Below are 26,068 nucleotides of genomic sequence, written 5' to 3'. Positions count from 1 at the left end.
ATCCATGCTCATCACCTGCCCCTATTGCGGCCCGCGCGACGTGATCGAATTCACCTATCAGGGCGACGGCAATCGCCAGCGCCCACAGCCCGCCTCGCAGAACCTCGACGCCTGGAACGCCTATGTCTACGACCGACTCAACCCGGCCGGCGACCACAATGAGATCTGGCAGCATTCCGGCGGCTGCCGCGCCCATCTCAGAGTCGTGCGCAACACGCTGACGCACGAGATCTCCAGCACCGCGTTCGCGCGCGGCGACCACAACTCGGTTGCGCGGCACCGGGCCGAGGACAAGCCATGAGCCCGCGCCGTACCGAGGCCGGCGGCCGCATCGACCGGCTGCGGACCATCCGTTTCACCTTCGACGGCGCCCTCTATACCGGCCATGCCGGCGACACGCTGGCTTCGGCGCTGCTGGCCAACGGCGTCACCCTGTTTGGGCGTTCGTTCAAATATCACCGCCCGCGCGGCGTGCTGACCGCCAGCGTCGAGGAACCGAACGCGCTGGTCACAGTGTTGAGGGGCGAGATTCGCGAGCCGAACATCCCCGCCACAATGGTCGAGATTTATGACGGACTGGCCGCAATCAGCCAGAACCGCTTCCCTTCGCTTGCCTGGGACGTCAGTGCCGTGAACCAGCTCGGCGGCAAGCTTTTGTCGGCCGGCTTCTACTACAAGACCTTCATGGGACCAGTGATCGGTCCGCTGAAGGGCACTCGCTTCTGGATGTTCTGTGAGCATTTCATCCGCCGTGCCGCCGGCCTGGGCAAGGCAGGCACGGCTCCCGATACGGCGCGCTACGAACGCATGAACGCGTTTTGCGATGTGCTGGTAGTCGGCTCCGGCCCGGCGGGGCTGATGGCCGCCAGGGCGGCTGCCGATCAGGGTGCACGCGTCATCCTGGCCGAGCTCGAGCCGCATTTCGGCGGCTCGGCCAATTGGTCGGGCGAGACGATCGATGGCATGCCGGCCGCCGACTGGGCGGCGCGCGCCGCTGGCCAGCTCGAAGGCCGTGACAATGTCCGCCTGCTGCCGCGCACCACCGTCTGGGGCTATTATGACGGCAACACGCTTGCCGCGCTCGAACGTGTCACCGACCACAAGGAAACGCCCGGCAAGGGCGAATCGCGCCATCGCTACTGGACGATCCGCGCCAAGTCGGTGGTGCTGGCCACCGGATCCCTGGAGCGTCCGCTGGTCTTTCCAGGCAATGATCGGCCAGGCGTAATGCTGGCGCATGCTGCCGAGCGTTATGCCATTGAATATGGCGTGCTGCCCGGCGACAGGATCGGGCTGTTCACCAACAATGACAGCGCCTATCGCGCGGCCCTGGCGCTGAAGAAGGCCGGCGCCGTAGTCGTCGCCATCATCGACGTGCGCCCTGAGCTTTCGAGCGAAATGCGCAAGCTGGCCGGCGAGACCGAGGCCGAGATCCTTTCTGGCCACGCGGTGATCGCCACCGAGGGCGGCAAGGCGCTTTCCGGCTTCAAGGTGCAGCGCTTCGACATGGTCAACGGCGCGCTTTCCGGCGATGCGCGCAGCATCCACGCCGATTGCCTATTGATGTCGGGCGGCTGGTCGCCGACCATTCATCTGGCCAGCCAGGCTGGAGCCAAAGCGGAATGGAACGAAGCATTGCAAGCGTTCCTGCCGCCCAAGCCGACGACATGGCAATGGATCGGCGCCGGCGCCTTCACCGGCAGTTTCTCCACCGCCGAGGCGATCGCCGAAGGTCGCGCCGCCGGTCTTTCCGCTGCGGGCGCAACCGCCACGCCGGCGGCCTTGCCTGCCGTCGAGGCAGCACCTGGCGATCCCGATCCGGCGCCGGTGTTCGAGATCAAGGCCGAAGGAAAAAGCTTCGTCGACTTCCAGCATGACGTGACGGCGGATGACGTGCGGCTGGCGCATCGCGAAGGCTTCGTCTCGGTCGAGCATCTGAAGCGCTACACCACGCTCGGCATGGCAACCGACCAGGGCAAGAGCTCCAACATACCCGGCCTCGCCATCATGGCCGAGGCGCTCGGCAAGCCGATCCCGCAGGTCGGCACGACGCGCTTTCGCCCGCCCTTTTCGGCGGTGTCGATCGGCTCGCTAGCCGCCGAACGCTTCGGCGATCTGAAGCCCGAGCGGCTGACGCCGATGCATGACTGGCACGTCGCCAACGGCGCCACCATGTATTCCGCCGGCCTGTGGTATCGGCCGATGATCTACGGCCATCCCGGCGAGACGATCGAGCAGGCCTATGTGCGCGAAGCGAGAGCCACGCGCGAGAGCGCCGGCATCGTCGATGTCTCGACATTGGGCAAGATCGCGGTGCAAGGCCCCGACGCGGCGGAATTCCTCGACCGCGTATACACCAACATGTTTTCGACGCTGGCCGTCGGCAAGGCGCGCTACGGGCTGATGCTGCGCGAGGACGGTCTCGCCTTTGACGACGGCACCACGTGGCGCCTCGGCGAGCAGGATTTCCTGATGACCACCACCACCGCCAATGCCGGCAAGGTGATGCAGCATCTGGAATATTTCCTCGACGTGATCTGGCCGGCGCTGAAGGTCCACGTCACCTCGGTGACCGACCAATGGGCCGGTGCCGCCATCGGCGGGCCGAAGGCAAGGCAGATACTGGCTGCTTGCGTCAGCGGCACTGCCGTCGACAATGCCGCCCTGCCCTTCATGGGCATCGTCCACGGCGAAATCGCCGGCGTGCCGGTGATGATCTGCCGGCTGTCCTTCTCCGGCGAAATGGCCTTCGAGGTCTATTCCGGCGCCGGCTACGGCACCCATGTCTGGGAGGCGCTGATCGAAGCCGGCAAGCCGTTCGGGCTGGTGACCTACGGGCTGGAGGCGCTGGGCACCATGCGCATCGAGAAAGGCCACGTCACCGGTGCCGAGATCGACGGCCGTACCACGGCACGCGACCTGCATCTCGACTGGATGCTGTCGAAGAAGAAGCCGTTCATCGGCTCGGCGATGATGGACCGCGAGGGGCTGATCGCGCCCGACCGCCTGGAACTCGTCGGTATTGTTTCGCTCGACAACCAGCCGCTCAACGGCGGCGCGCACATCGTCGAGGAGCTTGACGAAGCCAATCCGCACGGCTCGCTTGGCCACATCACCGCCTGCTGCTATTCGCCGGCGCTGGGCAAATATATCGCGCTTGCCCTGGTCAAGGGCGGCAAGGCGCGGCGAGGCTCACGCGCTTATGTCTCGGACCCGCTGCGCAACCGGTTCGGGCCGGTCGAGATCGTCTCCAACCATTTCTTCGATCCGGACGGGAGCCGCATGCATGGTTGAGCGCCAATCACCACTTGAGCCGGTGCTGCATCCAGGCTCGCATGGCAATTTCGAGCACGGTGTCGAAATCATCCTCTCCGAAACCAGGCCGGGTTCGATCCTGCAGCTCGCCGCCTGGCCCGGCGAGGAGAAGAAGTTGATGGCCGGCATCCATACGGTCACCGGCCTGGCTTTGCCCGACGGCGCCGGTGGCGGTGTGACGAACGGCGCCAGGTCGGTGTTCGGCTTTGCGCCGGGAAAGTTCACTGTGGTCGATGAAGCCGAGGGATTGGCGCCGGCCTTTGCCGATGTCGTCACTTCGGCCATCGGTACGGTGACCGACCTTTCGCACGGCCGCACCGCGATCCGTATCGCCGGGCCGAAGGCCGAGTGGGTGCTGGCGAAATTCTTCGCCATCGACTTCGCGCTGCCTGCCTTCCCGATCGGCGCCGGCCGCTCGACCATGCATCACGACATCTTCGCGCAGATCCAGCGCACCGGCGCCGATCAGTTCGACATCTATGTGTTCCGCTCGTTTGCCCGCTCGTTCTGGAAAGCGCTCTGCCATGCGAGCGAGGAAGTCGGCTACGAAGTGCAGTAGAGCCGGACGGCGCTTCACGTCACTCCGCGAACGTCACCCACTCTTCCAGCGGCGCGCGGTCGGTGCGGAAGGCATTTTCGGGCTTGGACGTATCCTCATGGCCGAGCGCCATGCCGCAGACGACGATCTCCTCGTCGGGAATGTTGAGCACCGGCCTGATCTGCCGGTGATAGGGCGCGAAGGCGGCTTGCGGACAGGTGTGCAGGCCCCTGCCCCGCGCGGCGACCATGATGTTTTGCAGGAACATGCCGTAGTCGATCCACGACCCCTTGTTCAGCCGCCGGTCGACGGTGAAGATCATGCCGACCGGCGCGTCGAAGAAGACGAAGTTGCGGTCGTGCTGCGCACGCATCCTGTCGACCTCGCGCCGGCCGATGCCGAGCACGCCGTAGAGGCCGAAGCCGTTGGCCCGCCGTCGCGTCAGATAGGGTTCGAAGAACTGGTCGGGATAGTAGCGGTACTCGTCCCACTCGGCCTTTTCGGCGCGGATGCCCGAGCTGAGGATGGCGTCGGTGATGCGCTGCTTGACCTCGCCCTTGGTCACATAGACTTTCCAGGGTTGCATATTGGTGCCTGAGGGCGCGCGCGCGGCAACGGCGAGAATATCGCGGATGGTCTCGTCGTCGACCATATCGGGCAAGAAGGCGCGTACCGACCGCCGCGAGGTGATCGCGTCATCGACGATCGCCGCCGCAATCCGGGAGTTGTTTTCCAGCATGGGCCGTCCTTTTGCGTATGATCCCGAACCCGATATTCCGGAAGGATCATGCGCCGACTAGAAGTGATGGAGCATCCTTGCGCGTCTTTTTGAACGCCCGATAGCCTACCCGCCTCGACCGGACGCCCCACTCGCCGCTCGTGCGCCGAGCCTTTGCCCGAACCGTCAAAATGGCGCAAGTAAATCTTGTGGTTGCGTGAAAATCCTCTTGATTTTTTCATGAACCCGCCATCAAATGAAATTTACTGGGAATTTTTCACCGAGACAGGGATGGCTTTGCCCTCAACCGCCGCCAGATCGGAACAGGACAGCGGCGAACGGCTGCTGGCCGGCGACATTCGCGCGTTGCGCAAGGCGCGCGGCTTGACGCTTGCTGAAATCGCACTGAAGCTCGGCCGTTCCGTCGGCTGGGTCAGCCAGGTCGAGCGCGGTCTGTCGGTCCCGTCGCTCGGCGATCTCAGGGCCTTCGCCGAATTGTTCGGCGTGCCGGTCAGCCTGTTCTTCAGCCATGACGTGCCTGTCGAGACCGAACGCGGCGTGGTCGTGCGCGCCGGCAGCCGGCGCACGCTTGGCACAAGCGATTCTGGCCTGGTGGAGGAGCTTCTGTCGCCCGATCTCGGCGGTAGCTTCGAGATGCTGCGTTCGGTCTTCGCCCCGGGTGCCGAGATGAAGACCGAGTCGCGCCGGCCGACCGAGGAAGCCGGCTACGTCGCTTCCGGTAGCTTCGATATCGAGATTGCCGGCGTCTGGCACCGGCTTGGCGAAGGCGATTCCTTCCGCTTCGACGGCAAGCCGTTCCGCTGGCGCAATCCTGGAGCCGAGCCGGCTGTCGTCATCTGGGTGGTTTCGCCGCCTGTCTATTGAACGAATGCATGTCGCCCAAAGTGCGTGGCGGTTTTGGGACAACGACATGCATCAAAACAAATAGTCGGAGAAGAACATGGCCGGTTTGCCGACCACGGCACGCGTTGTGATCATCGGAGGCGGTGCCGTCGGCGCCTCCTCGCTCTACCATCTCGCCAAGGCGGGCTGGACCGACTGCGTGCTTCTGGAGAAGAACGAGCTGACTTCCGGCTCGACCTGGCATGCCGCCGGCAACGTGCCGACTTTCTCCTCGTCATGGTCGCTGATGAACATGCAGCGTTATTCGACCGAGCTCTATCGCCGGTTGGCCGACGAGGTCGGCTATCCCATGAACTACCACGTCACCGGCTCGCTCAGGCTGGCCCATAGCGCGGAGCGCATGCAGGAATTCCAGCGCGCCAAGGGCATGGGCCGCTACCAGGGCATGGATATCGACGTGGTCGGGCTCGACGAGATCAAGCGCCGTTACCCCTTCATCGAGACGCATGAGCTGAAAGGCGCGCTCTACGATCCGAATGATGGCGATATCGACCCCGCGCAGCTGACCCAGGCACTGGCCAAGGGCGCGCGCGACATGGGCGCGAAGATCATCCGCTTCTGTCCGGTCACCGGCGTGAGCCGAGACAATCACGAGTGGGTAGTCGAGACGGCGCAAGGCGAGATCCGCTGCGAGATCGTCGTCAACGCCGCCGGCTACCGCGCCGCCGAAGTCGGCAGGATGTTCGGCCGCGAGGTGCCAATGATGGTGATGAGCCATCAATATATCCTGTTCGAGGAAATCCCCGAACTGGCCGCATGGTCGAAGGAACAGGGCAAGAAGCTGCCGCTGCTGCGCGACGTCGATACGTCCTATTATCTGCGCCAGGAAAAGAACGGCATGAATCTCGGCCCCTATGAGCGCAATTGCCGCGCCCACTGGGTCGGCCACAACGACCCAATGCCCGACGACTTTTCGTTCCAGCTGTTTCCCGACGATCTCGACCGGCTGGAACATTACCTGGCCGATGCTGTCGCCCGCGTGCCGATCCTCGGCACCGCCGGCCTGTCCAAGGTCATCAACGGGCCGATCCCCTATGCGCCGGACGGCAACCCGCTGATCGGCCCGATGCCCGGCGTGCCCAACGCCTTCGAGGCCTGCGTCTTCACCTTCGGCATCGCCCAGGGCGGCGGCGCCGGCAAGGTGCTGGCCGAATGGGTGACCGAGGGCCAGACCGAATGGGACATGTGGTCGTGCGATCCGCGCCGTTTCACCGCCTTTGCCTCGGCCCCGGATTATTGCGTCGCCAAGGGCATGGAGATCTATGGCAACGAATATGCCATCCAGTTCCCGCGCCATGCCTGGCCGGCCGGGCGCGACCGCAAGCTGTCGCCGCTCCACGACCGCATCAAGGCACTCGGCGCCCGGTTCGACGCCTATAATGGCTGGGAACGCGCCACCTGGTATGCGAAGCCAGGCGACGACATCTCCGAACAATCCACGCTGACTTTCCGCCGCGACGGGCCGTGGCAGCATCGTGTGCGCGAGGAATGCCTCGCCGTCCGCGATGCCGCCGGCATTCTGGACCTGCCGGGGTTTTCCCGTTTCAATCTCGACGGTCCGGGTGCCGCCGAATGGCTGAGCCTCCAGGTGACAGGCCTGGTTCCGAAACCCGGCCGCATCGGCCTCGTCTATTTTGCCGACGACAAGGGCCGCATCGTCACCGAAATGTCGGTGGTCCGCCACGACGAGAACCTGATGACGCTGATCACCGCCGCTGTGGCTCAGTGGCATGATTTCGAATGGCTGAAATCGCGCATCCCGAAGGACGCCACATTCAAGCTGGTCGACCGGACGGAGGAATACTCCACCCAGATCCTCGCCGGCCCCAACTCGCGAAAAATCCTCGCCGAACTCTGCGCGGCCGACCTCACCCTGCCCTGGCTGACGCATCAGGAGACCAGTATCGCCGGACGTTGGGCAAAGCTGGTGCGCGTGTCCTTCGCGGGCGAGCTCGGCTGGGAAATCCACAGCAAGGTCGACGATACCGCAGCCATCTTCGACGCCGTCTGGGCGGCCGGGAAGAGGCATAGACTAAAACCGTTCGGCATGTACGCGCTGGATTCGCTGCGGCTCGAAAAAGGCTACCGAACCTGGAAGGGCGACCTGTCGACCGACTACTCGATCCTGCAGGGCGGGCTGGAGCGCTTCGCCAGATGGGATAAGCCCGACTTCCGCGGCAAGGCGGCGCTGCAGAACGAGAAGCAGCAGGGCATCAAGAAGCGCTTCGTCACGCTGGTTGTCGAAAACCCCGGCGACTGCGATGCGCCCACCATGTCGACGCTGTGGCATGACGGCCGGATCGTCGGCGAGACGACATCCGGCGGTTGGGGTCATCGCATCGACAGGTCGATCGCGCTCGGCATGCTGCGCGCCGACCTCACCGAGCCGGGAACCGCGGTCGAGATCGAGATCTTCGGCGAACATTTTCGGGCGGTCGTGCAGAAGGATGAGCCGTTATGGGATCCAAAGAACGAGAGGCTCAGAGCATGAAGAAAGTGATCCTCACCGATGGCGGCATGGGCCAGGAGCTGGTCCGCCGTAGCAGTTCCGAGCCGACGCCGCTGTGGTCGGCCAGGGTGCTGATCGACGAACCGGATCTGGTGCGCGACCTGCATGCCGAATTCATCCGCGCCGGCGCCCGCGTCATCACCATCAACACCTATTCAGCCACGCCGGAGCGGCTGGCACGCGAAGGCGCGCAAGACCTGTTCAAGCCGCTGCAGAAGCGCGGCATCGAACTGGCAAGGCAAGCCCGCGACCAGGCCGGCGACGCGGCGATCGCCGGCTGCCTGTCGCCGCTGTTCGGCAGCTATGCGCCGGCGCTGACGATATCCTTCCAGGATACGCTCGACATCTATCGCCGTATCGTTGCCGAGCAGGCGGACGGCGTCGATCTGTTTCTGTGCGAAACCATGGCGTCGGCCGAAGAGGCGCGCGCCGCCGTCACCGCGGCGTCGGAAAGCGGCAAGCCGGTATGGGTGTCGTGGACGCTTGCCGACCACGGCACGCCGCGCCTGCGCAGCGGCGAAGCCATTGCGGCGGCGTCGGGCGCTCTTGCCGGCCTGCCCGTCGCGGCCCGGCTGATCAATTGCTGCCGGCCCGAAGCGATCGCTGCAGCGCTGCCCGAACTGATCGCTCTCGGCGGTCCGGTCGGCGCTTATGCCAACGGCTTCACCTCGATTGAGGCGCTCAAGCATGGCGGTACCGTGGAAGTGCTGCACGCCCGCCACGACCTTGATCCGGATGCCTATGCCGGCCAGGCGGTCGGTTGGGTCGAGGCCGGCGCCGGCATCGTCGGCGGCTGCTGCGAAGTCGGACCGGCCCACATCGCCGCGCTGCGCGACCGGCTCGAACAGGCCGGTTATGAAATTTCGGGAGCAGCATAATGCCCAGGCCATCATCGCGCATTTCCGGCATCGTGCCTTCGGGCAAGGATGGCTGGGAGGTTCATTCCGCTGCCTGGGCGCGCAAGCAGGCCGGCGAGGACATCATCATGCTGTCGGTCGGCGACCACGATTTCGACACGCCGAGCGAGACGATCGAAGCCTGCGTGACGGCGGTTCGCGCCAGCAATCACCACTACACCCCGCTTGCCGGCGTTCCGCGCCTGCGCAAGGCGATGGCGGCGGCTTCGACGCTGTGCACCGGCGTTGCGACAAATCCCGACCAGGTCATCGCCACGCCGGGCGGGCAGGCCGCGCTTTACGCGGCCATTCAAGCGGTTCTCGACCAGGGCGACCATGCCATCGTCGTCGCGCCCTATTACGCCACCTATCCCAACACCTTCAGTGCGGCGGGCGCCGAGTTCAGCGTCGTCGAGACCGCCGCCGAGGATGGCTTTCAGCCGCGCGCCGCCGACGTCCGCGCCGCTCTCCGGCCGAACACCCGCGCCATCCTGATCAACACGCCGAACAACCCGACAGGCGCCGTCTATTCGCGAGAGCGCCTGGAAGATCTGGCGCATATCTGCCGCGAGCATGACCTATGGCTGCTGTCGGACGAGGTCTACTGGACGCTGGGTGGTGGCGAGCACGTCTCGCCGCGCTCGCTGCCCGGCATGGCCGAACGCACGCTGGTCGTCAATTCGATGTCCAAGAGCCACGGCATGACCGGCTGGCGCATGGGCTGGCTGACCGGGCCCGAGGAGATGGTCTCGCTGCTGACCGACCTCAATCTGGTGATGACCTACGGCCTGCCGGCCTTCATCAGCCTCGCCTGCGCTGAGGCGCTCGAAAATGGTTACGGCGTCAAGGAGATCGCCGAGCGCTATTCCGCAAGGCGCACCGTCGTCCTCGATGCCATGCGCGGTATGAACAACATCACCGTGCGCGGCTCCGAAGGCGGCATGTACGTCATGCTCGACATATCGGCGATCGAGCCGGACGACGAGAAATTCGCCTGGGCCTTCCTCGACCAGGAGAAGGTCGGCGTCATGCCCGGCTCGAGCTTCGGCGAGGCTGCAGCCGGCCACATCCGCTTCAGCCTCTGCCAGCCTGAGCCGGTACTGATGGAGGCTGCCACGCGCCTGCGCCGCTTCGCCTCCAGCTATGGTCGCGAGGCCGCATGAACGCCCCGCCCACCAAAACCATTCCGACCAAGGCCATTCCTCCCAAAGCGCGGGCGGTCATCATCGGTGGGGGCGTCTCCGGCTGCTCGGTCGCCTATCATCTGGCCAAGCTCGGCTGGACCGACATCGTCCTGCTCGAGCGCAAGCAGCTGACCTCGGGCACGACATGGCACGCCGCCGGCCTGATCGGCCAATTGCGCGGCTCGCAGAACATGACGCGGCTGGCGAAGTACTCGGCCGACCTCTACGTCAAGCTTGAGGCAGAGACCGATGTCGGCACCGGCATGCGCCAGGTCGGATCGATCACCGTGGCGCTGACCGAGGAGCGCAAGCACGAGATCTATCGGCAGGCGTCTCTCGCCCGCGCCTTCGATGTCGATGTGCGCGAGATTTCGCCTGATGAAGTCAAACAGATGTATCCGCATCTCAATGTATCCGATGTGGTCGGCGCCGTGCATCTGCCGCTCGACGGCCAGTGCGATCCGGCCAATATCGCCATGGCGTTGGCCAAGGGCGCGCGCCAGCGCGGTGCAACGATCGTCGAGAACGTCAAGGTGACCAAGGTCCATACCAGGGCCGGCCGCGTCACCGGGGTTTCCTGGGCGCAGGGCGACGAGCAAGGCCTGATCGAGGCCGATATCGTCGTAAACTGCGCCGGCATGTGGGCACGCGAACTTGGCACCCAGAACGGCGTCACCATCCCGTTGCACGCCTGCGAACATTTCTATCTCGTCACCGAGCCGATCCCCGAGCTTTCCCGGTTGCCGGTGCTGCGCGTGCCGGACGAGTGTGCCTACTACAAGGAAGATGCCGGCAAGATGATGCTCGGCGCTTTCGAGCCGGTGGCCAAGCCTTGGGGCATGAACGGCATAAGCGAGGATTTCTGCTTCGACCAGTTGCCGGAGGACATGGACCATTTCGAGCCGATCCTCGAAATGGGCGTCAACCGCATGCCGATGCTGGCCACCGCCGGCATCCACACCTTCTTCAACGGTCCCGAGAGTTTTACGCCCGACGACCGCTACTATCTCGGCGAGGCGCCGGAGCTTTCCGGCTACTGGATGGCGACCGGCTACAATTCGATCGGCATCGTCTCCTCCGGCGGCGCCGGCATGGCGCTGGCGCAATGGATCAATGATGGCGAAGCGCCTTTCGACCTCTGGGAGGTCGACATCCGCCGCGCCCAGCCGTTCCAGAAGAACCGCCGCTATCTCAAGGAGCGCGTCTCCGAAACGCTCGGCCTGCTCTACGCCGATCATTTCCCCTACCGCCAGATGGCAACCTCGCGAAATGTCAGGCGCTCGCCGCTGCACGAACATCTGAAGGCGCGCGGCGCCGTGTTCGGCGAGGTCGCCGGCTGGGAGCGCGCCAACTGGTTCGCTAGACCCGGCCAGGAGCGCGAATACCGCTATTCCTGGAAGCGGCAGAACTGGTTCGACAACCAGCGCGAGGAACATCTTGCGGTCAGGAACGGCGTCGGCCTGTTCGACATGACTTCGTTCGGCAAGATCCGTGTCGAAGGCCGCGACGCCTGCGCCTTCCTGCAAAGGCTCTGCGCCAACGACATGGACGTGACGCCGGGCAAGATCGTCTACACCCAGATGCTCAACCAGCGCGGCGGCATCGAGAGCGACCTCACCGTCTCGCGATTGTCCGAAACCGCCTTCTTCCTCGTCGTGCCCGGCGCCACGCTGCAACGCGACCTGGCCTGGCTGAGAAAACACCTTGCCGACGAGTTCGTCGTCATCATCGATGTGACCGCTGCCGAAGCGGTGCTTTGCCTGATGGGCCCGGATTCGAGAAAGCTGATCCAAAAGCTGAGCCCGAACGATTTCTCCAACGAGAACAACCCGTTCGGGACGTTTCAGGAGATCGAAATCGGCATGGGGCTGGCCCGCGCTCACCGCGTCACCTATGTCGGCGAACTCGGCTGGGAGCTTTATGTCTCGACCGACCAGGCTGCCCATGCCTTCGAGGCGACCGTGGAGGCCGGCACCGACGTCGGCCTGAAGCTATGCGGCCTGCACACACTGGATTCCTGCCGCATCGAAAAGGCCTTCAGGCATTTCGGCCACGACATCACCGACGAGGACAATGTGCTGGAGGCCGGGCTGGGTTTCGCGGTGAAAACGGCCAAGGGCGATTTCCTTGGCCGCGATGCGGTGCTGAAGAAGAAAGAAACCGGCCTGTCACGCCGGCTGGTGCAGTTCCGCCTGAACGACCCCGAGCCCCTGCTCTTCCACAATGAGGCGATCCTGCGCGACGGCACGATCGTCGGCCCGATCACCTCGGGCAATTACGGCCATCATCTCGGCGGCGCAATCGGGCTTGGTTACGTGCCTTGCAAGGGCGAGAGCGAGGCGGACGTGCTGGCGTCGTCCTACGAGATCGAGATCGCCGGCGAGCGCTTTGCCGCCAAGGCCTCGCTCAAGCCGATGTACGATCCAAAATCGGAACGGGTGCGGATGTAACTCTTTTCCTTCTCCCCTTGTGGGAGAAGGTGGCCGAGCGAAGCTCGGTCGGATGAGGGGTGTTGGAAGGATCGCTACCTCAACGGAATTAGCGTTTAGCGGTCCCGTCCCAATCTTCCCACGCCGCGTTTCTTCCAGCACCCCTCATCCGGCTCGGCGCTACGCGCCGATCCACCTTCTCCCACAAGGGGAGAAGGAAAAGTCCCCTCCCGCGTCAGAACGCGTCCATCTTGGCAGCGACCTTCGCGATGAATTTCGTCCGCGTCTCGTTCGTCGACAGGTTCATCGAGTAATGCGCGAGATAGGAGACCGACCCGCCAGGCTTGATGGTGGCGCGCAGCACCCGATTGACCAGCTTGCGCGGCGGGTCGCCCATCAGCATGGCGCGGAACCGGCTGCCGCCATAGGTGGTGACCGCCGCGACCTTGTGAATGTTGTGCAGCGACGGCTGCACCTTGCCGTTGACCAGCTTGAACGACACGCCGGGCAGGAAGACGCGATCGAAAAAGCCTTTCAAAATGGCCGGATAGCCGAAGTTCCACACCGGAAACGACAGCACCAGCGCCTCGGCCCGCAGTAAGCGCTCGACATAGGCTGACGCCGGATCGCCGTCGCTGCGTTCGTCGTGATAGGACAGCCGTTCGGCCCGCGTCAGCCTGGGATCGAAACCCTCCGCATAGAGATCGCAGTCGTCGACGACATGGCCGGCGGCCTTCAGCCGCTCGATGATCGTCCGGTGCAGATCGGCGTTGAAGCTGGTCTCCACAGGATGAGCGTAGAGGACGAAGACGTTCACAGGAGAACATCTCGCAAGTCGGCACCAAGCACCCCCCTCTGCCCTGCCGGGCATCTCCCCCCCAAGTGGGGAGATCGGCTGTCAGTATCGCTTTCGCCAGTTGACGACGTTGGAAGATGGTCGAGACGATGGAACTGCCAATCTCCCCCCTTGAGGAGATGGCCGGCAGGCCAGAGGGGGGTACAGCGCCACTCGCCCGTCATCGTCTCAACCCGCCTTCTCCAGCCCCTTGAACAGGAACGACTTGCCGGAGCGATAATCATAGTCCGGGTTTTCCCAGGCGATCATCTTGCCTGGATTGAGCAGCCCTTGCGGGTCGGTTTCGCGCTTGAAGGCGAGCTGCACCTCGTCGGTGCGCTTCATGCCGCCTTCTTCCAGCGTGTAGCGGTGCGGGTTGAAGATCCAGCAGCCATTGTCCTCGTGGATGCGGATGATCTCGTCGAGCCGCTCCGCCGTGGTGAAGCGGACCAGCGGCAGCCCGGCGATGCCGATGGCGCCGTCGAAGCGGATGAACTCGAGATGCGCCGGCACCTCGTCGCCGAAGCGGTCGACCATCGCCTTGACGTGGCCGAGGTGGTCCGGCGACGGATAGCGGGTCTGCAGATAGGTGATCGTCGGATCGACCCGGATGGCACGCAGCGTCGTGTGGTTCCAGGTCAGCTCATAGGCCGGCGGCAGCCCTTTGAGATCGGCCTCCTTGTCGGCGCGAAAGACGATCTCGCCCTTGCTGCGCGCCGTGAAGGCGAGGAAGGCATCCATCGCATGCGGCGCAATCATCAAGACGACGATGCTTTGGCCGCGCCGGAAAAACCGCTGGTGGCGCTTGAAGTAATCGTAGGGGATGGGTGCTGCGATCGGCGTGATCAGTTTCGCCAATATGCCGTCCTGGATGGCGAGATCGTTGCCGAAGCCAGCCGCATCCATGAAATCGTCGAAGCCGACGATGACGTCGATCCAGTCATAGCTGGCGGTCAGAGGCATCTCGACTTCGGTGATGATGCCGTTGGTGCCGTAGGCGTGCATCACCTTCAGCACGTCCTCGCCGGTGAGCTCCATGACCCGCGGCTCAGCCTCCATCGTCACGGTCCTCAGCCGGATGACGTTGCCGAGGTCGCGCAGTCCGCCCCAGCGGATCGAACCGATGCCGCCGGAGCCGCCGGCGACGAAGCCGCCGATCGATGCGGTGTTGTAGGTCGACGGCGACATGCGGAGCTCCTGGCCGGAATGCGCCCGCGTCGCTCTGTCGATGTCGGCGAGCACGGCGCCGGGGCCGGTGACGACACGGCCCGGCGCGATCATCTTGACCGCGTTCATCTCGGCGAGATTGAGCACCACGCCGCCGGACAGTGGCATCGCCTGCCCGTAATTGCCGGTGCCACTGCCGCGCGGCGTCACCGGGACGCCGTGCCGGTGGCAGGCGGCGAGAATGCGGACGACCTCGTCTTCGGTTTTCGGCGTCACGATCAGGTCACCGGTGACGTGCTCGAGCTGCTGCTTCAGCACCGGGCTGTACCAGTAGAAGTCGCGGCTCTTCTGCTGGACGATGGCCGGATGGTCATCGACCTTGAGGCCGTCCAGGTCGCGCTTGAGCGCCGCAATATCCATCATTCCACCATCAGATCATCGAGTTCGGCATAATCGGGCAGCTGGCGCTCGATCGCATGCCCGTCGCGCACGACGATGCGATCCGATTCGGGCCGCGACAGCAATTCCGTCCAGCTTCGCCCCCTGAAGACGACGAAATCGGCCGGCGCTCCGGCGGCAAGCGTGCCGAAATTATCGAGCCGCATCACCTTGGCCGGCGTTGCGGTGACAGCTTGCGGCCAGTCCGCGACGGGATGGTCGAGATGCAGGACGCGCGTCGCCATGCGATAGACCTCCAGCATGTCGAGATCGCCATAGGCGTAGAACGGGTCGCGCGTATTGTCGGAGGCGACGGCGACGGCAATGCCGCGCGCCTTCATCTCGTGCAGCAGCGTCACCCCGCGCCAGCGCGGCGTTGTCCTGTCGCCTCGCCGGTCCTGCAGATAGAGATTGCACATCGGCAGCGACACCACCGCCAAGCCGGCCTTGGCGACCTTATCCAGCGTGTCGAGCACGTCGAGATCGGGCTGGCGTGCCAGCGAGCAGCAATGGCCGATCAGGATGTTCCCGTCAAAACCGTTCCAAAGGGCGGCTTCGGCGATTTTCTTCAGCGAGATCGCCGAGACATCGTCGGTCTCGTCGGCATGGAAATCGAGGTCGAGGCCATGCTTGATCGCCTGCGCAAACACCTGGTCGAGCAGTTCTTCGAGGTCCGGCACCATATAGGTGACGACGCCGAGCACGCCCTTGGCGGCAGCCACCCGCTTGGCCAGCCTCTCAAACCATTTCCTGTCGCGCACGCCTTCGATGCCGAGCAGGCAGGCCGCCTGCAGCTCGATGCGGCCGCGCCATTTCTCCCGCATCGTCTCGAACACCGGCCAGGAGATCTCTTCCTGCGGCGCGACGCTGTCGAGATGCGTGCGCAGCGCCCTGGTGCCGTGCGCGTAGGCGCAGCGCAGCGAAAAATCCATGCGGCGGGCAACGTCGTCGGCGCTCCAGCGCGCCGCGCGGTCGGCGCCCGTTGCGTTCAGCGCGCCCATGAAGGTGCCGTCCGGGTTGGGCTTTCGAGGCCAGATATGGCCCTTGTCGATATGGGTGTGGCAATCGACGAAGCACGGCAGCACGATGCGGCCGCCGAGATCGAGGGCGTCCGCCGGTGCGTTGGATCGATGCGCCGCAATGCTGGAAATCCTGCCGTCGGCGACCGCGATATCTGCGAGTGCAAAACCGTCGGCGTCGGAAGGAGCGGCAAGGCCGGGCGTCAGGGAGGCGTGAAGCCGAACCTTGGCGAGATGGTAGGAACCAGAAGCTGGTATCAAGGCGTACCCCCCTCTGTCCTGCCCTCTTTACCACTACTTGGCATCTCCCCCTCAAGGGGGGAGATTGGCAGCCTCGCCCATGGCGCTCGTCTTGCAACGTTGGCGATTAGCGAAATCCTGGATAGCATCCAATCTCCCCCCTTGAGGGGGAGATGTCCGGCAGGACAGAGGGGGGTGCTGGCGCTGCCCACCATCACCGCTCCTGCCTCAGCGCGCTCTCGTGCCAGCGCCGCAAAATAAGATGCGAAATCAGCGACAGCACCAGGAAGATCAGGATGCCGGTGAGCGAGATCAGGATCAGCGCCGCGAACAGTCTTGGTGCGTTGAGCCTGTAGCCGGCCTCGATGATGCGCGAGGCGAGGCCGGACGACTGGCCGGTGGCGCCGGCGACGAACTCGGCCACCACCGCGCCGATCAGCGACAGGCCGCCGGCGATCTTCAGCCCGCCGAGGAAATAAGGCATCGCCGCCGGCAGCCGCAGATAGCGCAATTGCTGCCAGCGGGTCGCACCGTTGAGCTTGAACATGTCGCGCAAATTGCGGTCGACGGAATTGAGGCCGAGCGTGGTGTTGGAGAGGATCGGGAAGAAGGCGACGATCCAGGCGCAAAGCAAAAGCTTCGTCGTCTGGTTGTCGACATAGATATTGATCAGCGGAAAGATCGCGACGATCGGCGTCACCTGCAGCACGATGGCGAAGGGAAAGAACGACATCTCCACCCATTTCGACTGAGCGAACAGCACTGCCAGCCCGACACCGCCGACCACGGCGAGAAGCAGGCTCAAGAAGGTGATCCTGAGTGTCACCAGCAGCGAGGAGAACAGCAGCCCGGCATCGTCGTGCAGCGTTTGCAGCACCACGCCGGGGCGCGGCAGGATGTATTTCGGAATGTCGTTCCAGACACAAATGCGGTCCCACAGCCAGATGGCCAGGATCATGATCGCCAGCGGCAGCAGCCATCTGCCGATGCGCTCGAAGCGCTCCTGGCGGACGCGGCGCGCCTCCTCCGGGTCGAGCGCCGGGATCTGTTCTTCAATGGCCGTCATGATGCGGTCCGGCAGTTGAGTTGATGGCGCCGATCAGCACGTCGGATGCCTGGCGGCAGAGCGCGGCATAGTCGGGCGAGGTGCGAAACGCCTCGTCGCGCGGATAGGATGCATCGACGGCAAGCTCGGCAAACACCCGGCCCGGCCGCGCCGCCATGACGACGATCCGGTTGGAGAGGAATACGCTTTCGAAGACGCTGTGGGTGACGAAAACGACGGTAAAACGCTCATCCTGCCATAGCTCGAGAAGGTCGTTGTTGAGCTTGAAGCGGGTGATCTCGTCGAGTGCGGCGAACGGCTCGTCCATCAACAGAATGCGCGGCTTGGTTACCATGGCGCGGGCGATAGAGACGCGCATCTTCATGCCGCCCGACAGTTCGCGCGGCACCGCCTTCTCGAAGCCGGTCAGGTGAACCCGCGCCAGCATCTCCATCACCGCCGGCGCCGCCTTGGCACGCGACACGCCCTTCAGCCGCAGCGGCAGCCAGACATTGTCGAAGACGTCGGCCCAGGGCAGCAGCGTCGGCTCCTGGAAGACGAAGCCGATATTTGAACGGTCGCCGATATTCAACCGCTCGAGGGCGCCGCTGCCGCGCCAGTCGAGCACGCCCGAGGTCGGCGTCGACAGGCCGGCAATCAGCCGCAGCGCCGTCGATTTGCCGCAGCCCGACGGCCCGAGCAGGCTGAGGAAATCGCCTTCCCGGATCGTCAGCTCGACATTGCTGAGCGCGGTGACGCCGTTGGAAAACACCTTGCCGACACCGCGCAGCGCCAACAGCGTCGGCCCTGGTATACTTCCTGGCTGTTGCGCCACTTTCTCCAGCTTCACGGCCTACTTCTTCAGGTCGAGCCCGACGCTCTTGTTGACGAAGGCCAGCGTGTAGGCCTTCTTGATGTCGATGCCCGCCGGCGTGACCTTGGCCTTGACCATCTTGTCGTAGAAACTCTGGATGCGCGCATCGGTCATGGCGCCGATGCCGAGCTTTTCGCTGTCGCCGGAATCGACCACGCCGAACTTCTTCAGCTGCTCGATCGAGAAGGCGATCTGCTCATCCGTCATGTCCGGATTTTCCTTCTTGATCATCTCGTTGGCGGCCTTGTTGTCGCCGTAGAGATAATTGTACCAGCCTTTAGCCGAGCCATCGACGAAGCACTGGACCACCTCGGGCCGCTTGTCGACCGTCTCCTGCATGGTCTCGACCGTCGTTGCATATGTGTCCCAGCCATAGTCGGCCAGCAGGAACTGGTTCGGCGTGAAACCGCCCTGCTTCTGGACGGCGAATGGCTCCGAGGTGACGTAACCCTGCTGGATCGACTTCTTGTTGGCGATGAACGGCGCCGGATTGAAGGTGTAGGGCGCGCGCTTGGCGGCGTCGAAGCCGAGGTCGGTGACCATCCACTGGAAGAAGGTCTGCGCACCTTCATCGCCAAGGATGTACTGCTCGGCGTTCTTCAGGTCTTCCCATTTGTCCAGCCCCTGCCCGGGATGGGACATGATGACCTGCGGGTCCTTCTGGAAGTCGGCCGCCACGACGCGCATCGGTATGCCTTGCTGCACGGCATCGAAGGCCGACAGCAGATTGCCGCCCATGTAAAAATCGATCTTGCCGGCCAGCAGCAGCGGCCGGCCGCTGACCTGTGGGCCGCCCTGCATGATCGTCACGTCGATGCCGCAGGCCGCATAGGTGCCGTCCGCCACGGCCTGGTAGTAACCCCCATGCTCCGGCTCAGCCAGCCAGTTGGTGCCGAAGGTGACTTTTTCGTTCGCTGCCGCGGCAAGCGTGCCTGCGCCAAGCAGCACGATCGCGCCCGCCGAAATCTTGAGTTTTCCGTACATCCACACCACCCTTTGTTCGCTCCGGCGCGTCACGCGCCGGGCTCGACACCATTGTTTCAAGAAGCAAGACACATGCCACCGGCGCGTTGCGCCGGGACCGCCCGCTTGTGCAATGCCCGCCTGAGCAATGGCGGCGCGAAGGCCGGACGGGTCATGCTGTACGAAAGGCATCGTGCCTATTTTTTGATCGCCTGTCCACAATCGCCCTCGTGACATGCACCGCCATCTTGATGCCCGCATCGATCCCGCTTTAGGCTGCCGTGAACGGAGATTGCCATGTTCAAATTTCTCACGCCGAAGTCGATCAAGCCGCCCTTCGCCCGCTACAGCCATGGCGTCGAACTGCCGCCCGGCAAGCGGCTGGTGCTGTGTTCGGGCCAGGTCGCAATCACCCCGGACGACCAGATCCCCGAGGAGGCCGCCGCACAGGCCGAGCTTTGTTTCCGGAACATATCGGCGATTCTCGGCGAGGCCGGGCTCGGCCTGTCCGACATCGTCCGCATCAACACCTATGTCACCGACCGCGCCTTCCTGCGCCCCTATATGGAGGTTCGCGACCGGCTGTTCGCCAGCCCGGCGCCGGCCTCGACGCTGATGATCGTGTCCGGTTTTGCCCGGCCGGAATTCAAGGTCGAGATCGAGGTCATTGCGGCGGGATGATCGACAGCCGATCGTTCCCGCGTTAGGTCTGGGCTTGTCGGTTCAAGAGGCATGACATGACCGCTGCAAAAAAACGCGTATGGTGGGGTGACTACCGGACCACCGAATACGCGACCGTCGATCCTGAGGCGACCATTGCCGTTCTGCCGCTGGCGGCGATCGAGCAGCACGGGCCGCATCTGCCGGTCTCGACCGACACCTCGATCATGAACGGCATGCTCGACACGGTGATCGCGCGCCTGCCCGGCGATCTCGACATCCGCATCCTGCCGGTCCAGGCGGTAGGCAAGTCGAACGAGCATTTGCATGCGCCGGGCACCCTCACTTTGCCGGCGACGACCTTGGTCGAGGCGTGGACCGAACTTGGCCTGTCGGTCGCGCGCGCCGGCGTCCGAAAACTGATTGTCGTCAACTCGCATGGCGGCAATGAGGAGATCATGGGCATCGTCACCCGCGAATTGCGTGTGCGGGCAAAGATGCTGGCGGTAAAGACCAGCTGGCAGCGCTTTGGCCGGCCGGCCGGCATGTACACCGAGCTCGAGGACCGCCACGGCATCCATGGCGGCGACGTCGAGACCTCGCTGATGCTGCACTTCCGGCCCGACCTCGTCGATATGGGGAAGGCCGACAATTTCGTGTCCAAGGTCGCCCGCGCCGAAAAGGAATTTTCGCTGCTGCGCCACACCGGAACGCACGCCTTCGCCTGGATCGCCAGCGATCTCAACCCGAATGGCGTGGTCGGCGACGCCAGCATTGCCACCGCCGAAAAAGGCAGGCTCACCGCCGAACATCAGGCCGACGGCTTCATCGGCCTGCTGAGGGACGTGGGCAAGGCAAAGCTGGCGGATTGGTTGGCGTAGGTGTTTGATCCCACCAGCTCAGGCCTCGCTCACGAGGGGCGATTCCATTCGCGCGCGAGGATCCTCACTTCACCTCTTGAAGCGGCGACACCGTGTAGATTTCGTCCAGTATCTTCACCATCAAGGTGTTGGCGGTCGCCTGGCCGTCGAGCGCGAGAGTCAGGTTGGTCCATATGACCAGGGTGACGTCATTGGCCGGATCGTAGCCCATGAAGGACTGGTAACCGGGCATCTCGCCTTCGTGATAGTAGATTTCGTTAGGCCCGAAGGTCAGCGTTAGGATGCCATAGCCGTATTTTTGCATGGCGGGTTCGCCCGGCTCCGGCGCCTCAGGGCTTGCAAGCCACTGCCGCTGGAAGTCGGCATTGAAGAGCTTGCCCCCGACCAGCGCGCGCATCCAGGTCGCGAGGTCATCCGCGGTGGAGATGACTCCGCCAGCCGCAAAGTAGGCGGACGGGTTCTGCCATGTGTCGTCGTTGGGCTTGAGCGTTCCCGCCCTGGCCGCAGCCTGGAGGTCGTCCGGATAGGGCGCATCAGCCAGGGCGTACGAAGTACTGCCGTAGAGATATCCGTTTGAGTATGGCTCGGGGATGGCGTTCGACGTGCTCGGCGGCAACGCCGTGTTCTTCATGCCGAGCGGCCCGAACAGGCGGTCCCGGAAGATGGTCGAGAGCGGCTTGCCGTCGATCTTCTCGGCAACAAGGCCGAGCAGATAGTAGTTGGTGTTGTTGTACTCGAATTCGGCACCCGGCGCGAAGTCCGGCGGCCGTTTGAACGCCATGCCGAGTACTTCATCAGCGGTCCATACCTTGTAAGGATACTTGTCCAGGCTTTCGGCAAGTTCCGGCGCATTGGTGAAGTTAGGGAGGCCGCTCCGCATTGTTATGAGCTGCCGAATGGTTATCTCGTCGCCGTTGGGAACGCGCTGGACGTATTTCGAGATCAGATCGGCGAAGCTCAGTTTCCCTTCCTGCACCAGTTGCACGATGACAGCGGCGGTCATCGTCTTGGTGTTCGAGGCCGCACGGAAGTGGGTATCGGCGCGCGGCGGGTTCGTGGCACCCAGTTCAGTCGTACCGTAGCCGAAGACGAGGTTGCCCCGCGGAGTCTTGAGCAAAACCATGGCACCGGGCAGCATAAGTTCCTTGGCCAAACCCTCGACAGTGGCTTGGAGCGCTGCCAGGTCGATCGACTTGAGAGCCGGAATGGACGCGGCCATGGCGCTGCCTGTCGCGCAGACCACGCCAACAACGATGGCCAAAATTCTCCCGATCATCATTCGCCCCTTGGCCGTGTCCTAGAACTCCTGCGCACTTTTCCTGGAATTTGTTTTTAGGCTCAGATTTTCAATTCGAACGGCGTGCCTTCGAAAGCATCCGCGCCGCGCCCGATCGCCTGGATCGCTTCGATCATCCGGCCCCTGCGATCGAGCAGTGCGTCGGCAATTGCGATCAGCCGCGGATTGGGTGTCGCCGTGGGCGACAGCGCGCGCAGCGTCTCGGCCAACTCGGCCTCGTCGCGCTTCGGCGCCAGCGCTGCCGCGATGATATAGGCCGAGGCGGTCGAGCGGCTGATGCCGGCATAGCAATGCACCACCAGCGGCCGCGAGCGATCCCATTGGCGGGCGAAATCGAGCAGGTTCAGGACATGCTCCTCGCCCGGCATCGTCATGCCCTCCTGCGCTACCGCAATGTCGTGCATGACCAGATGCAGATGGTTTTCCCTGGTGATCGAGGCCGGGCGCACCACTTCCGTTCCGGCGGCAAGCAGCGATAGCAGCCGCTCGGCGCCGGTCTTCGTTACCGTTTCCTCGACTTTGGACAGCGAACAGACGTGGATCATTGGGTAGTTTCTCCCTTGGCATCATCGTCGCGCCGCGAGGCCTAGCCGGCAAGCGCCGATTCGAGCCGCCGCCATTCTTCGTCGGCTCCCGGTAGGCCGGCGCGCAGCACATCCGGACGATCGGCGAAATGCCGAAGCAGGATGCCGCGCTGGCCGAGCACCGAAAACAGGCCGGCGGCGCCCGCCAGCCTGATATAGCGGAACAACGCGGTGCCACCGGCGACAGGCACGCCGAAGCGGCCGAACAGCGTATCGAGCCGCGCGGCATCCTCGGCCAGACGGCGCCGCATCCCGGCCTGCCAGCCGGTATCGGCAAGCGCCCTTATGCCATATTCGAGCGCCGGCCCGGCAACCGCCCATGGCCCGAATTGCGCCTCCAGCCGCTCGACCGTCAGCGCATCGGCCAGTGCAAAGCCAAGCCGCAGGCCGGCCAGGCCGAAGAATTTGCCGAACGAGCGCAGCACGACGATGCCACCCTGGTCGACGTCGCCGGCCAGGCTTTCGCTGCGCGGACCGACATCCATGAAGGCCTCGTCGACGACCAGCAGCCCGCCTCTGGCGCGCAACTTTGCGGCAAGTCGAAGCAATCTTTCGCGCTCGACGACGCGCCCGTCCGGATTGTTGGGGTTGACGACGACGGCAAGGTCGGCCGCCGCCAAGGCTTCGAAATCCTCGACTTCAGCCGCCGCATGGCCGGCGATCGCCGCTGACCGCCGATGCTCTGCATAAGTCGGCCCGAGCACCAGCGCCGTGCCCGGGCTGACCAGGGAAGCGACGCGCGGCAACAGGATCTGCGTGCCGGGCGCCGCTGCGACATTCGCCGCCGACGGGGCGCCATAGGCGCTTGCCGCGCGTTCAGCCAAGTCGCGGCTGCGCGCTGTTTCCGGCAATCGCGACAGGGCGGTGGCGGGCAAATCGAAAAGCGGGTAGGAGTGCGGATTGATCCCGGTCGAGAGGTCGACGAAAGGCAGCGGCGCGTGAGGGAAAAGCGCCCTCGCCCGGCCAAGGCTTCCGCCGTGGTCCACTGCCGCCGTCACTCCATCAAGAGACTTCATGCCGATCCTGATCACTTTCCTGTCGCTGGCCATCGAACTTGTACTCGGCTACCCGGCCCGGCTCTTCGATGCCATTGGCCATCCCGTCACCTGGTTCGGCAGGCTGATATCCTTTCTCGACCGCAGGCTCAACCGCGCCACTGATTCCGACGCCCACCGTCGCGGCTGGGGCGTCTTCGCGCTGCTGGTGATCGTGCTGGTGCCGGCCGCCCTCGCCCTCTGGCTCGAAACCTTGCTTTGGAGCATTCCCCTCGGCTTGTTGGTCACCGCAATCCTGGCGACGTCGCTGCTGTCGCAGAAGAGCCTGGCCGAGCATGTCGAAGCGGTCGCCGACGCCCTCGACAGCGGCGGACTGGATATGGGCCGCATTGCCGTCTCGCGGATCGTCGGTCGCGACCCGGAAAAGCTCGACAGGGCCGCTGTCTGCCGCGCCGCGATCGAAAGCCTGGCCGAGAATTTCTCCGACGGCGTCGTCGCTCCGGCCTTCTGGCTCGGTATCGGCGGGCTCGCCGGCGGCGTCGCCTACAAGGCCGCCAACACCGCCGATTCGATGATCGGCCATCGCACCCCGCGCCACGAAGCCTTCGGCTGGGCGGCTGCGCGCTTCGACGATTGGATCAATCTGCCGGCGTCGCGGCTGACGGCGCTGCTGATCGTACTCGCCGCTTTTCTGGTCAAGGGCGCCGACGCCAAGGGCGCCTGGCACGCCGTGCGGCGCGATGCGAAAAAACACCGCTCGCCCAATGCCGGCTGGCCGGAAGCAGCGATGGCCGGCGCGCTCGGCCTGGCGCTCGCCGGCCCCCGCTCCTATGACGGCGTCATGGTCGAAGACGCATTGATGGGCGAAGGCGGCCGGCGCGATGATATCGAGAGCACCGACATCCGACGGGCGCTGAAACTCTACCGCGTCGCCGACCTACTGCTGATCGCGCTGTTCGGCGTGGTCGCGGTGGTTGTTATTCTGATGTGAACTTCGCCCGATCTCAGGCGAAACAAAAAACCCACCATGCGGCGGGTCGTTGGAGCCAATTAGCACCATACCGAAATTAGTAGCATAGCTGCCGGCACAAAGCAAGAACAAAATAAGGCTACGCCTCAAATAATCGCGTCAGGTCGCCGCCGCCCCTCACCCTTACCATTCCAGGGGCGAGCCGCTTCGTGCGGCTTTCCCTTCTCCCCTTGTGGGAGAAGGTGGCCGCGAAGCGGCCGGATGAGGGGTATTCCAGCTTGGCACCAACAGCGCCCCGGCCAGCACCCCTCAACCGTCTTGGCGCTGCGCGCCAATCCACCTTCTCCCACAAGGGGAGAAGGAAGAAGAGGCGCCAGCAACACCCCTCAGAACTCAATCCCCTGCTGCGCCTTCACGCCGGCGGAGAAGTGGTGCTTGGTCACGCCCATCTCGGTGACCAGATCGGCAACCTCGACCAATACCGGTTTGGCGTTGCGGCCGGTGACGACGACATGCAGGCCTTCGCGACGCGCCTCCAGCGCCGCGACCACCTTTTCGAGATCGAGGTAGTCGTAGCGCAGCGCGATGTTCAGCTCGTCGAGCACCACGAGGCTGATCGACGGCTCGGCCATCAGCTCCAGCGCTTTCGCCCAGGCAGCCTCGGCCGCCGCGATGTCGCGCTTCAGGTCCTGTGTCTCCCAGGTAAAGCCCTCGCCCATGGCGTGCCAGACGACACGGTCGCCGAAGGCGGCAAAGGCGTCTTTCTCGCCGGTGTGCCATTTGCCCTTGATGAACTGAACGACGCCGACGCGCTTGCCATAGCCGAGCATCCTGAGCGCCAGCCCAAAGGCGGCCGTGGTCTTGCCCTTGCCCGGTCCGGTGTTGACGATCAGCAGCCCCTTCTCGACCGTCTTGGCCGCGACCTCGGCGTCCTGCACCGCCTTGCGCTTGGCCATCTTGGCGCGGTGGCGTTCCTCGTCCTTGGGATCGATAGTATCAGCCATGTCATTTCACCTTGAGCGGCAGCCCCGCCACCATCAAAAGCACGATGTCCGCGACGGCCGCGACGTCCTGGTTCAGCCGGCCGGCGGCGTCGCGAAACCGTCTTGCCAGCGCATTGTCCGGCACGATGCCCTGGCCGACCTCGTTGGACACCACGAACCACGGCCCACGCGGCCGCGACAGCACATCGGCCAGCCTCCGGCATTCGGCCTCGACATCATGGTCGGCCAGCATATGGTTGGTCAGCCACAGCGTCAGGCAGTCGATCAGCACCGGCTGGCCGTCAGGCAGCGCTCCGATCGCGCCGGCAAGGTCGAGCGGCGCATCGATGGTCGTCCAGCCGGCGCCGCGGCGCGAGCGGTGCAGCGCGATGCGCTGGCGCATCTCGTCGTCATAGGCTTGCGCCGTGGCGATATAGCTCCAAGGCGGCGGACAGGCCGTTACCAGGCTCTCGGCATGCGCGCTCTTGCCGGGGCGCGCCCCGCCCCTTGCCAGGGGCCGTGCCCCCGCCGCGCGGGCCGGCAACGCTGGAGCGCAGGGTGGTCGCCGTGGCCGGGGAGCGGGCCCCCACCCCCCCGCCCGCCC

General features: G+C 64.5%; 23 protein-coding genes. 11 read left to right on the top strand and 12 right to left on the bottom strand.

Features of this window, described 5'->3' with window-relative positions:
- Window positions 1–4: 4 nt before the first annotated feature.
- Genes NKJ23_RS08435 through NKJ23_RS08425 form a run of 3 tightly spaced genes read left to right on the top strand, consistent with a single transcriptional unit; the run spans window position 5 to window position 3,874 of the window.
- Window positions 5–301, top strand: a complete 297-nt coding sequence (locus NKJ23_RS08435) for a sarcosine oxidase subunit delta (protein WP_023676536.1) — start codon at window positions 5–7, stop codon at window positions 299–301.
- The gene (locus NKJ23_RS08430; RefSeq protein WP_352679935.1) at window positions 298–3,294 is read left to right on the top strand and encodes a sarcosine oxidase subunit alpha; all 2,997 of its coding nucleotides are present in this window, start codon (window positions 298–300) and stop codon (window positions 3,292–3,294) included. Before NKJ23_RS08435 ends, NKJ23_RS08430 begins: the two co-directional genes overlap by 4 nt.
- Window positions 3,287–3,874, top strand: coding sequence for a sarcosine oxidase subunit gamma (locus tag NKJ23_RS08425; RefSeq protein WP_352679932.1), 588 nt, complete (start codon window positions 3,287–3,289; stop codon window positions 3,872–3,874). The genes NKJ23_RS08430 and NKJ23_RS08425 overlap by 8 nt, the downstream gene beginning before the upstream one ends.
- A 19-nt stretch (window positions 3,875–3,893) precedes the next feature.
- On the opposite strand, the gene NKJ23_RS08420 is transcribed toward NKJ23_RS08425, so the two are convergent.
- Window positions 3,894–4,592 carry a nitroreductase gene (locus NKJ23_RS08420; RefSeq protein WP_352452121.1) on the bottom strand — a complete coding sequence of 233 codons (699 nt, stop codon included), beginning with the start codon at window positions 4,590–4,592 and terminating at the stop codon, window positions 3,894–3,896.
- Window positions 4,593–4,862: 270 nt separating this feature from the next.
- Between NKJ23_RS08420 and NKJ23_RS08415 the strand changes: the two genes are divergently transcribed.
- The 5 genes from NKJ23_RS08415 to NKJ23_RS08395 all read left to right on the top strand — a co-directional run bounded on the left by NKJ23_RS08415 (window position 4,863) and on the right by NKJ23_RS08395 (window position 12,534).
- On the top strand, window positions 4,863–5,456 hold the full coding sequence (locus tag NKJ23_RS08415) for a helix-turn-helix domain-containing protein (RefSeq protein WP_352679929.1): 594 nt from the start codon (window positions 4,863–4,865) through the stop codon (window positions 5,454–5,456).
- Window positions 5,457–5,532: 76 nt separating this feature from the next.
- Complete coding sequence (locus NKJ23_RS08410; protein WP_352679926.1) at window positions 5,533–7,986, top strand: GcvT family protein; 2,454 nt, start codon at window positions 5,533–5,535, stop codon at window positions 7,984–7,986.
- Window positions 7,983–8,882, top strand: a complete 900-nt coding sequence (locus NKJ23_RS08405) for a homocysteine S-methyltransferase family protein (protein WP_352679923.1) — start codon at window positions 7,983–7,985, stop codon at window positions 8,880–8,882. The genes NKJ23_RS08410 and NKJ23_RS08405 overlap by 4 nt, the downstream gene beginning before the upstream one ends.
- Window positions 8,882–10,063 (top strand): pyridoxal phosphate-dependent aminotransferase, encoded by a 1,182-nt coding sequence (locus NKJ23_RS08400; protein ID WP_352679921.1) that lies wholly within the window; start codon window positions 8,882–8,884, stop codon window positions 10,061–10,063. Before NKJ23_RS08405 ends, NKJ23_RS08400 begins: the two co-directional genes overlap by 1 nt.
- The gene (locus NKJ23_RS08395) at window positions 10,060–12,534 is read left to right on the top strand and encodes a GcvT family protein (protein WP_352679919.1); all 2,475 of its coding nucleotides are present in this window, start codon (window positions 10,060–10,062) and stop codon (window positions 12,532–12,534) included. The genes NKJ23_RS08400 and NKJ23_RS08395 overlap by 4 nt, the downstream gene beginning before the upstream one ends.
- 214 nt (window positions 12,535–12,748) lie before the next feature.
- Here the strand turns inward: NKJ23_RS08395 and NKJ23_RS08390 are convergent, their stop codons facing one another.
- The 6 genes from NKJ23_RS08390 to NKJ23_RS08365 all read right to left on the bottom strand — a co-directional run bounded on the left by NKJ23_RS08390 (window position 12,749) and on the right by NKJ23_RS08365 (window position 19,115).
- A complete protein-coding gene (locus tag NKJ23_RS08390) occupies window positions 12,749–13,330 on the bottom strand; it encodes an NAD(P)H-dependent oxidoreductase (RefSeq protein ID WP_023676544.1) in 582 nt (193 codons plus the stop codon).
- A 207-nt stretch (window positions 13,331–13,537) separates the two neighbouring features.
- On the bottom strand, window positions 13,538–14,935 hold the full coding sequence (locus NKJ23_RS08385) for an FAD-binding oxidoreductase (RefSeq protein WP_352617684.1): 1,398 nt from the start codon (window positions 14,933–14,935) through the stop codon (window positions 13,538–13,540).
- A complete protein-coding gene (locus NKJ23_RS08380) occupies window positions 14,935–16,233 on the bottom strand; it encodes a cytosine deaminase (protein WP_352679916.1) in 1,299 nt (432 codons plus the stop codon). The genes NKJ23_RS08385 and NKJ23_RS08380 overlap by 1 nt, the downstream gene beginning before the upstream one ends.
- A 193-nt stretch (window positions 16,234–16,426) precedes the next feature.
- Window positions 16,427–17,278 (bottom strand): ABC transporter permease, encoded by an 852-nt coding sequence (locus NKJ23_RS08375; protein ID WP_352587607.1) that lies wholly within the window; start codon window positions 17,276–17,278, stop codon window positions 16,427–16,429.
- Window positions 17,265–18,107 carry an ABC transporter ATP-binding protein gene (locus NKJ23_RS08370; RefSeq protein ID WP_352679913.1) on the bottom strand — a complete coding sequence of 281 codons (843 nt, stop codon included), beginning with the start codon at window positions 18,105–18,107 and terminating at the stop codon, window positions 17,265–17,267. The genes NKJ23_RS08375 and NKJ23_RS08370 overlap by 14 nt, the downstream gene beginning before the upstream one ends.
- A 3-nt stretch (window positions 18,108–18,110) precedes the next feature.
- Window positions 18,111–19,115, bottom strand: coding sequence for an ABC transporter substrate-binding protein (locus tag NKJ23_RS08365; protein WP_352679910.1), 1,005 nt, complete (start codon window positions 19,113–19,115; stop codon window positions 18,111–18,113).
- Window positions 19,116–19,391: 276 nt separating this feature from the next.
- Here NKJ23_RS08365 and NKJ23_RS08360 point away from each other — a divergent pair, with 276 nt between their 5' ends.
- Together NKJ23_RS08360 and NKJ23_RS08355 are read left to right on the top strand one after the other, a co-directional pair.
- The gene (locus NKJ23_RS08360) at window positions 19,392–19,775 is read left to right on the top strand and encodes a RidA family protein (protein WP_352679907.1); all 384 of its coding nucleotides are present in this window, start codon (window positions 19,392–19,394) and stop codon (window positions 19,773–19,775) included.
- 56 nt (window positions 19,776–19,831) lie between these two features.
- The gene (locus tag NKJ23_RS08355) at window positions 19,832–20,635 is read left to right on the top strand and encodes a creatininase family protein (RefSeq protein ID WP_352679905.1); all 804 of its coding nucleotides are present in this window, start codon (window positions 19,832–19,834) and stop codon (window positions 20,633–20,635) included.
- A 64-nt stretch (window positions 20,636–20,699) separates the two neighbouring features.
- Here NKJ23_RS08355 and NKJ23_RS08350 read toward each other — a convergent pair whose 3' ends face one another.
- The 3 genes from NKJ23_RS08350 to cobD form a co-directional block, all read right to left on the bottom strand.
- Complete coding sequence (locus NKJ23_RS08350; RefSeq protein WP_352679902.1) at window positions 20,700–21,854, bottom strand: serine hydrolase domain-containing protein; 1,155 nt, start codon at window positions 21,852–21,854, stop codon at window positions 20,700–20,702.
- Between the two features lie 119 nt (window positions 21,855–21,973).
- A complete protein-coding gene (locus NKJ23_RS08345) occupies window positions 21,974–22,477 on the bottom strand; it encodes a tyrosine phosphatase family protein (protein ID WP_352679899.1) in 504 nt (167 codons plus the stop codon).
- 41 nt (window positions 22,478–22,518) lie between these two features.
- Window positions 22,519–23,532, bottom strand: a complete 1,014-nt coding sequence (gene cobD / locus NKJ23_RS08340; protein WP_352679896.1) for a threonine-phosphate decarboxylase CobD — start codon at window positions 23,530–23,532, stop codon at window positions 22,519–22,521.
- On the opposite strand from cobD, the gene cbiB reads away from it, so the two are divergent.
- Window positions 23,531–24,502 (top strand): adenosylcobinamide-phosphate synthase CbiB, encoded by a 972-nt coding sequence (gene cbiB, locus NKJ23_RS08335; RefSeq protein WP_352679893.1) that lies wholly within the window; start codon window positions 23,531–23,533, stop codon window positions 24,500–24,502. The two genes, cobD and cbiB, sit on opposite strands and share 2 nt — an antisense overlap.
- 365 nt (window positions 24,503–24,867) lie before the next feature.
- On the opposite strand, the gene cobO is transcribed toward cbiB, so the two are convergent.
- Window positions 24,868–25,485 (bottom strand): cob(I)yrinic acid a,c-diamide adenosyltransferase, encoded by a 618-nt coding sequence (gene cobO / locus NKJ23_RS08330; protein ID WP_352679890.1) that lies wholly within the window; start codon window positions 25,483–25,485, stop codon window positions 24,868–24,870.
- Window position 25,486: 1 nt separating this feature from the next.
- On the bottom strand, window positions 25,487–25,978 hold the full coding sequence (gene cobU, locus NKJ23_RS08325) for a bifunctional adenosylcobinamide kinase/adenosylcobinamide-phosphate guanylyltransferase (RefSeq protein WP_352680146.1): 492 nt from the start codon (window positions 25,976–25,978) through the stop codon (window positions 25,487–25,489).
- Between the last annotated feature and the right edge of the window lie 90 nt (window positions 25,979–26,068).

Source organism: Mesorhizobium sp. M0184, assembly GCF_040322215.1.
GTDB lineage: Bacteria > Pseudomonadota > Alphaproteobacteria > Rhizobiales > Rhizobiaceae > Mesorhizobium.
This window is presented reverse-complemented; position numbering and strand designations above follow the sequence as displayed.

What these genes read in the sequence shown, in the direction of transcription:
- NKJ23_RS08345 (WP_352679899.1), bottom strand. Translation starts at nt 22,477, where the DNA reads ATGATCCACGTCTGTTCGCTGTCCAAAGTCGAGGAAACGGTAACGAAG.
- NKJ23_RS08360 (WP_352679907.1), top strand. Translation starts at nt 19,392, where the DNA reads ATGTTCAAATTTCTCACGCCGAAGTCGATCAAGCCGCCCTTCGCCCGC.
- NKJ23_RS08410 (WP_352679926.1), top strand. Translation starts at nt 5,533, where the DNA reads ATGGCCGGTTTGCCGACCACGGCACGCGTTGTGATCATCGGAGGCGGT.
- NKJ23_RS08400 (WP_352679921.1), top strand. Translation starts at nt 8,882, where the DNA reads ATGCCCAGGCCATCATCGCGCATTTCCGGCATCGTGCCTTCGGGCAAG.
- NKJ23_RS08365 (WP_352679910.1), bottom strand. Translation starts at nt 19,115, where the DNA reads ATGTACGGAAAACTCAAGATTTCGGCGGGCGCGATCGTGCTGCTTGGC.
- cobO (WP_352679890.1), bottom strand. Translation starts at nt 25,485, where the DNA reads ATGGCTGATACTATCGATCCCAAGGACGAGGAACGCCACCGCGCCAAG.
- NKJ23_RS08405 (WP_352679923.1), top strand. Translation starts at nt 7,983, where the DNA reads ATGAAGAAAGTGATCCTCACCGATGGCGGCATGGGCCAGGAGCTGGTC.
- NKJ23_RS08430 (WP_352679935.1), top strand. Translation starts at nt 298, where the DNA reads ATGAGCCCGCGCCGTACCGAGGCCGGCGGCCGCATCGACCGGCTGCGG.
- NKJ23_RS08395 (WP_352679919.1), top strand. Translation starts at nt 10,060, where the DNA reads ATGAACGCCCCGCCCACCAAAACCATTCCGACCAAGGCCATTCCTCCC.
- NKJ23_RS08435 (WP_023676536.1), top strand. Translation starts at nt 5, where the DNA reads ATGCTCATCACCTGCCCCTATTGCGGCCCGCGCGACGTGATCGAATTC.
- NKJ23_RS08420 (WP_352452121.1), bottom strand. Translation starts at nt 4,592, where the DNA reads ATGCTGGAAAACAACTCCCGGATTGCGGCGGCGATCGTCGATGACGCG.
- NKJ23_RS08385 (WP_352617684.1), bottom strand. Translation starts at nt 14,935, where the DNA reads ATGGATATTGCGGCGCTCAAGCGCGACCTGGACGGCCTCAAGGTCGAT.
- NKJ23_RS08425 (WP_352679932.1), top strand. Translation starts at nt 3,287, where the DNA reads ATGGTTGAGCGCCAATCACCACTTGAGCCGGTGCTGCATCCAGGCTCG.
- cbiB (WP_352679893.1), top strand. Translation starts at nt 23,531, where the DNA reads ATGCCGATCCTGATCACTTTCCTGTCGCTGGCCATCGAACTTGTACTC.
- NKJ23_RS08350 (WP_352679902.1), bottom strand. Translation starts at nt 21,854, where the DNA reads ATGGCCGCGTCCATTCCGGCTCTCAAGTCGATCGACCTGGCAGCGCTC.
- NKJ23_RS08415 (WP_352679929.1), top strand. Translation starts at nt 4,863, where the DNA reads ATGGCTTTGCCCTCAACCGCCGCCAGATCGGAACAGGACAGCGGCGAA.
- NKJ23_RS08375 (WP_352587607.1), bottom strand. Translation starts at nt 17,278, where the DNA reads ATGACGGCCATTGAAGAACAGATCCCGGCGCTCGACCCGGAGGAGGCG.
- NKJ23_RS08355 (WP_352679905.1), top strand. Translation starts at nt 19,832, where the DNA reads ATGACCGCTGCAAAAAAACGCGTATGGTGGGGTGACTACCGGACCACC.
- cobD (WP_352679896.1), bottom strand. Translation starts at nt 23,532, where the DNA reads ATGAAGTCTCTTGATGGAGTGACGGCGGCAGTGGACCACGGCGGAAGC.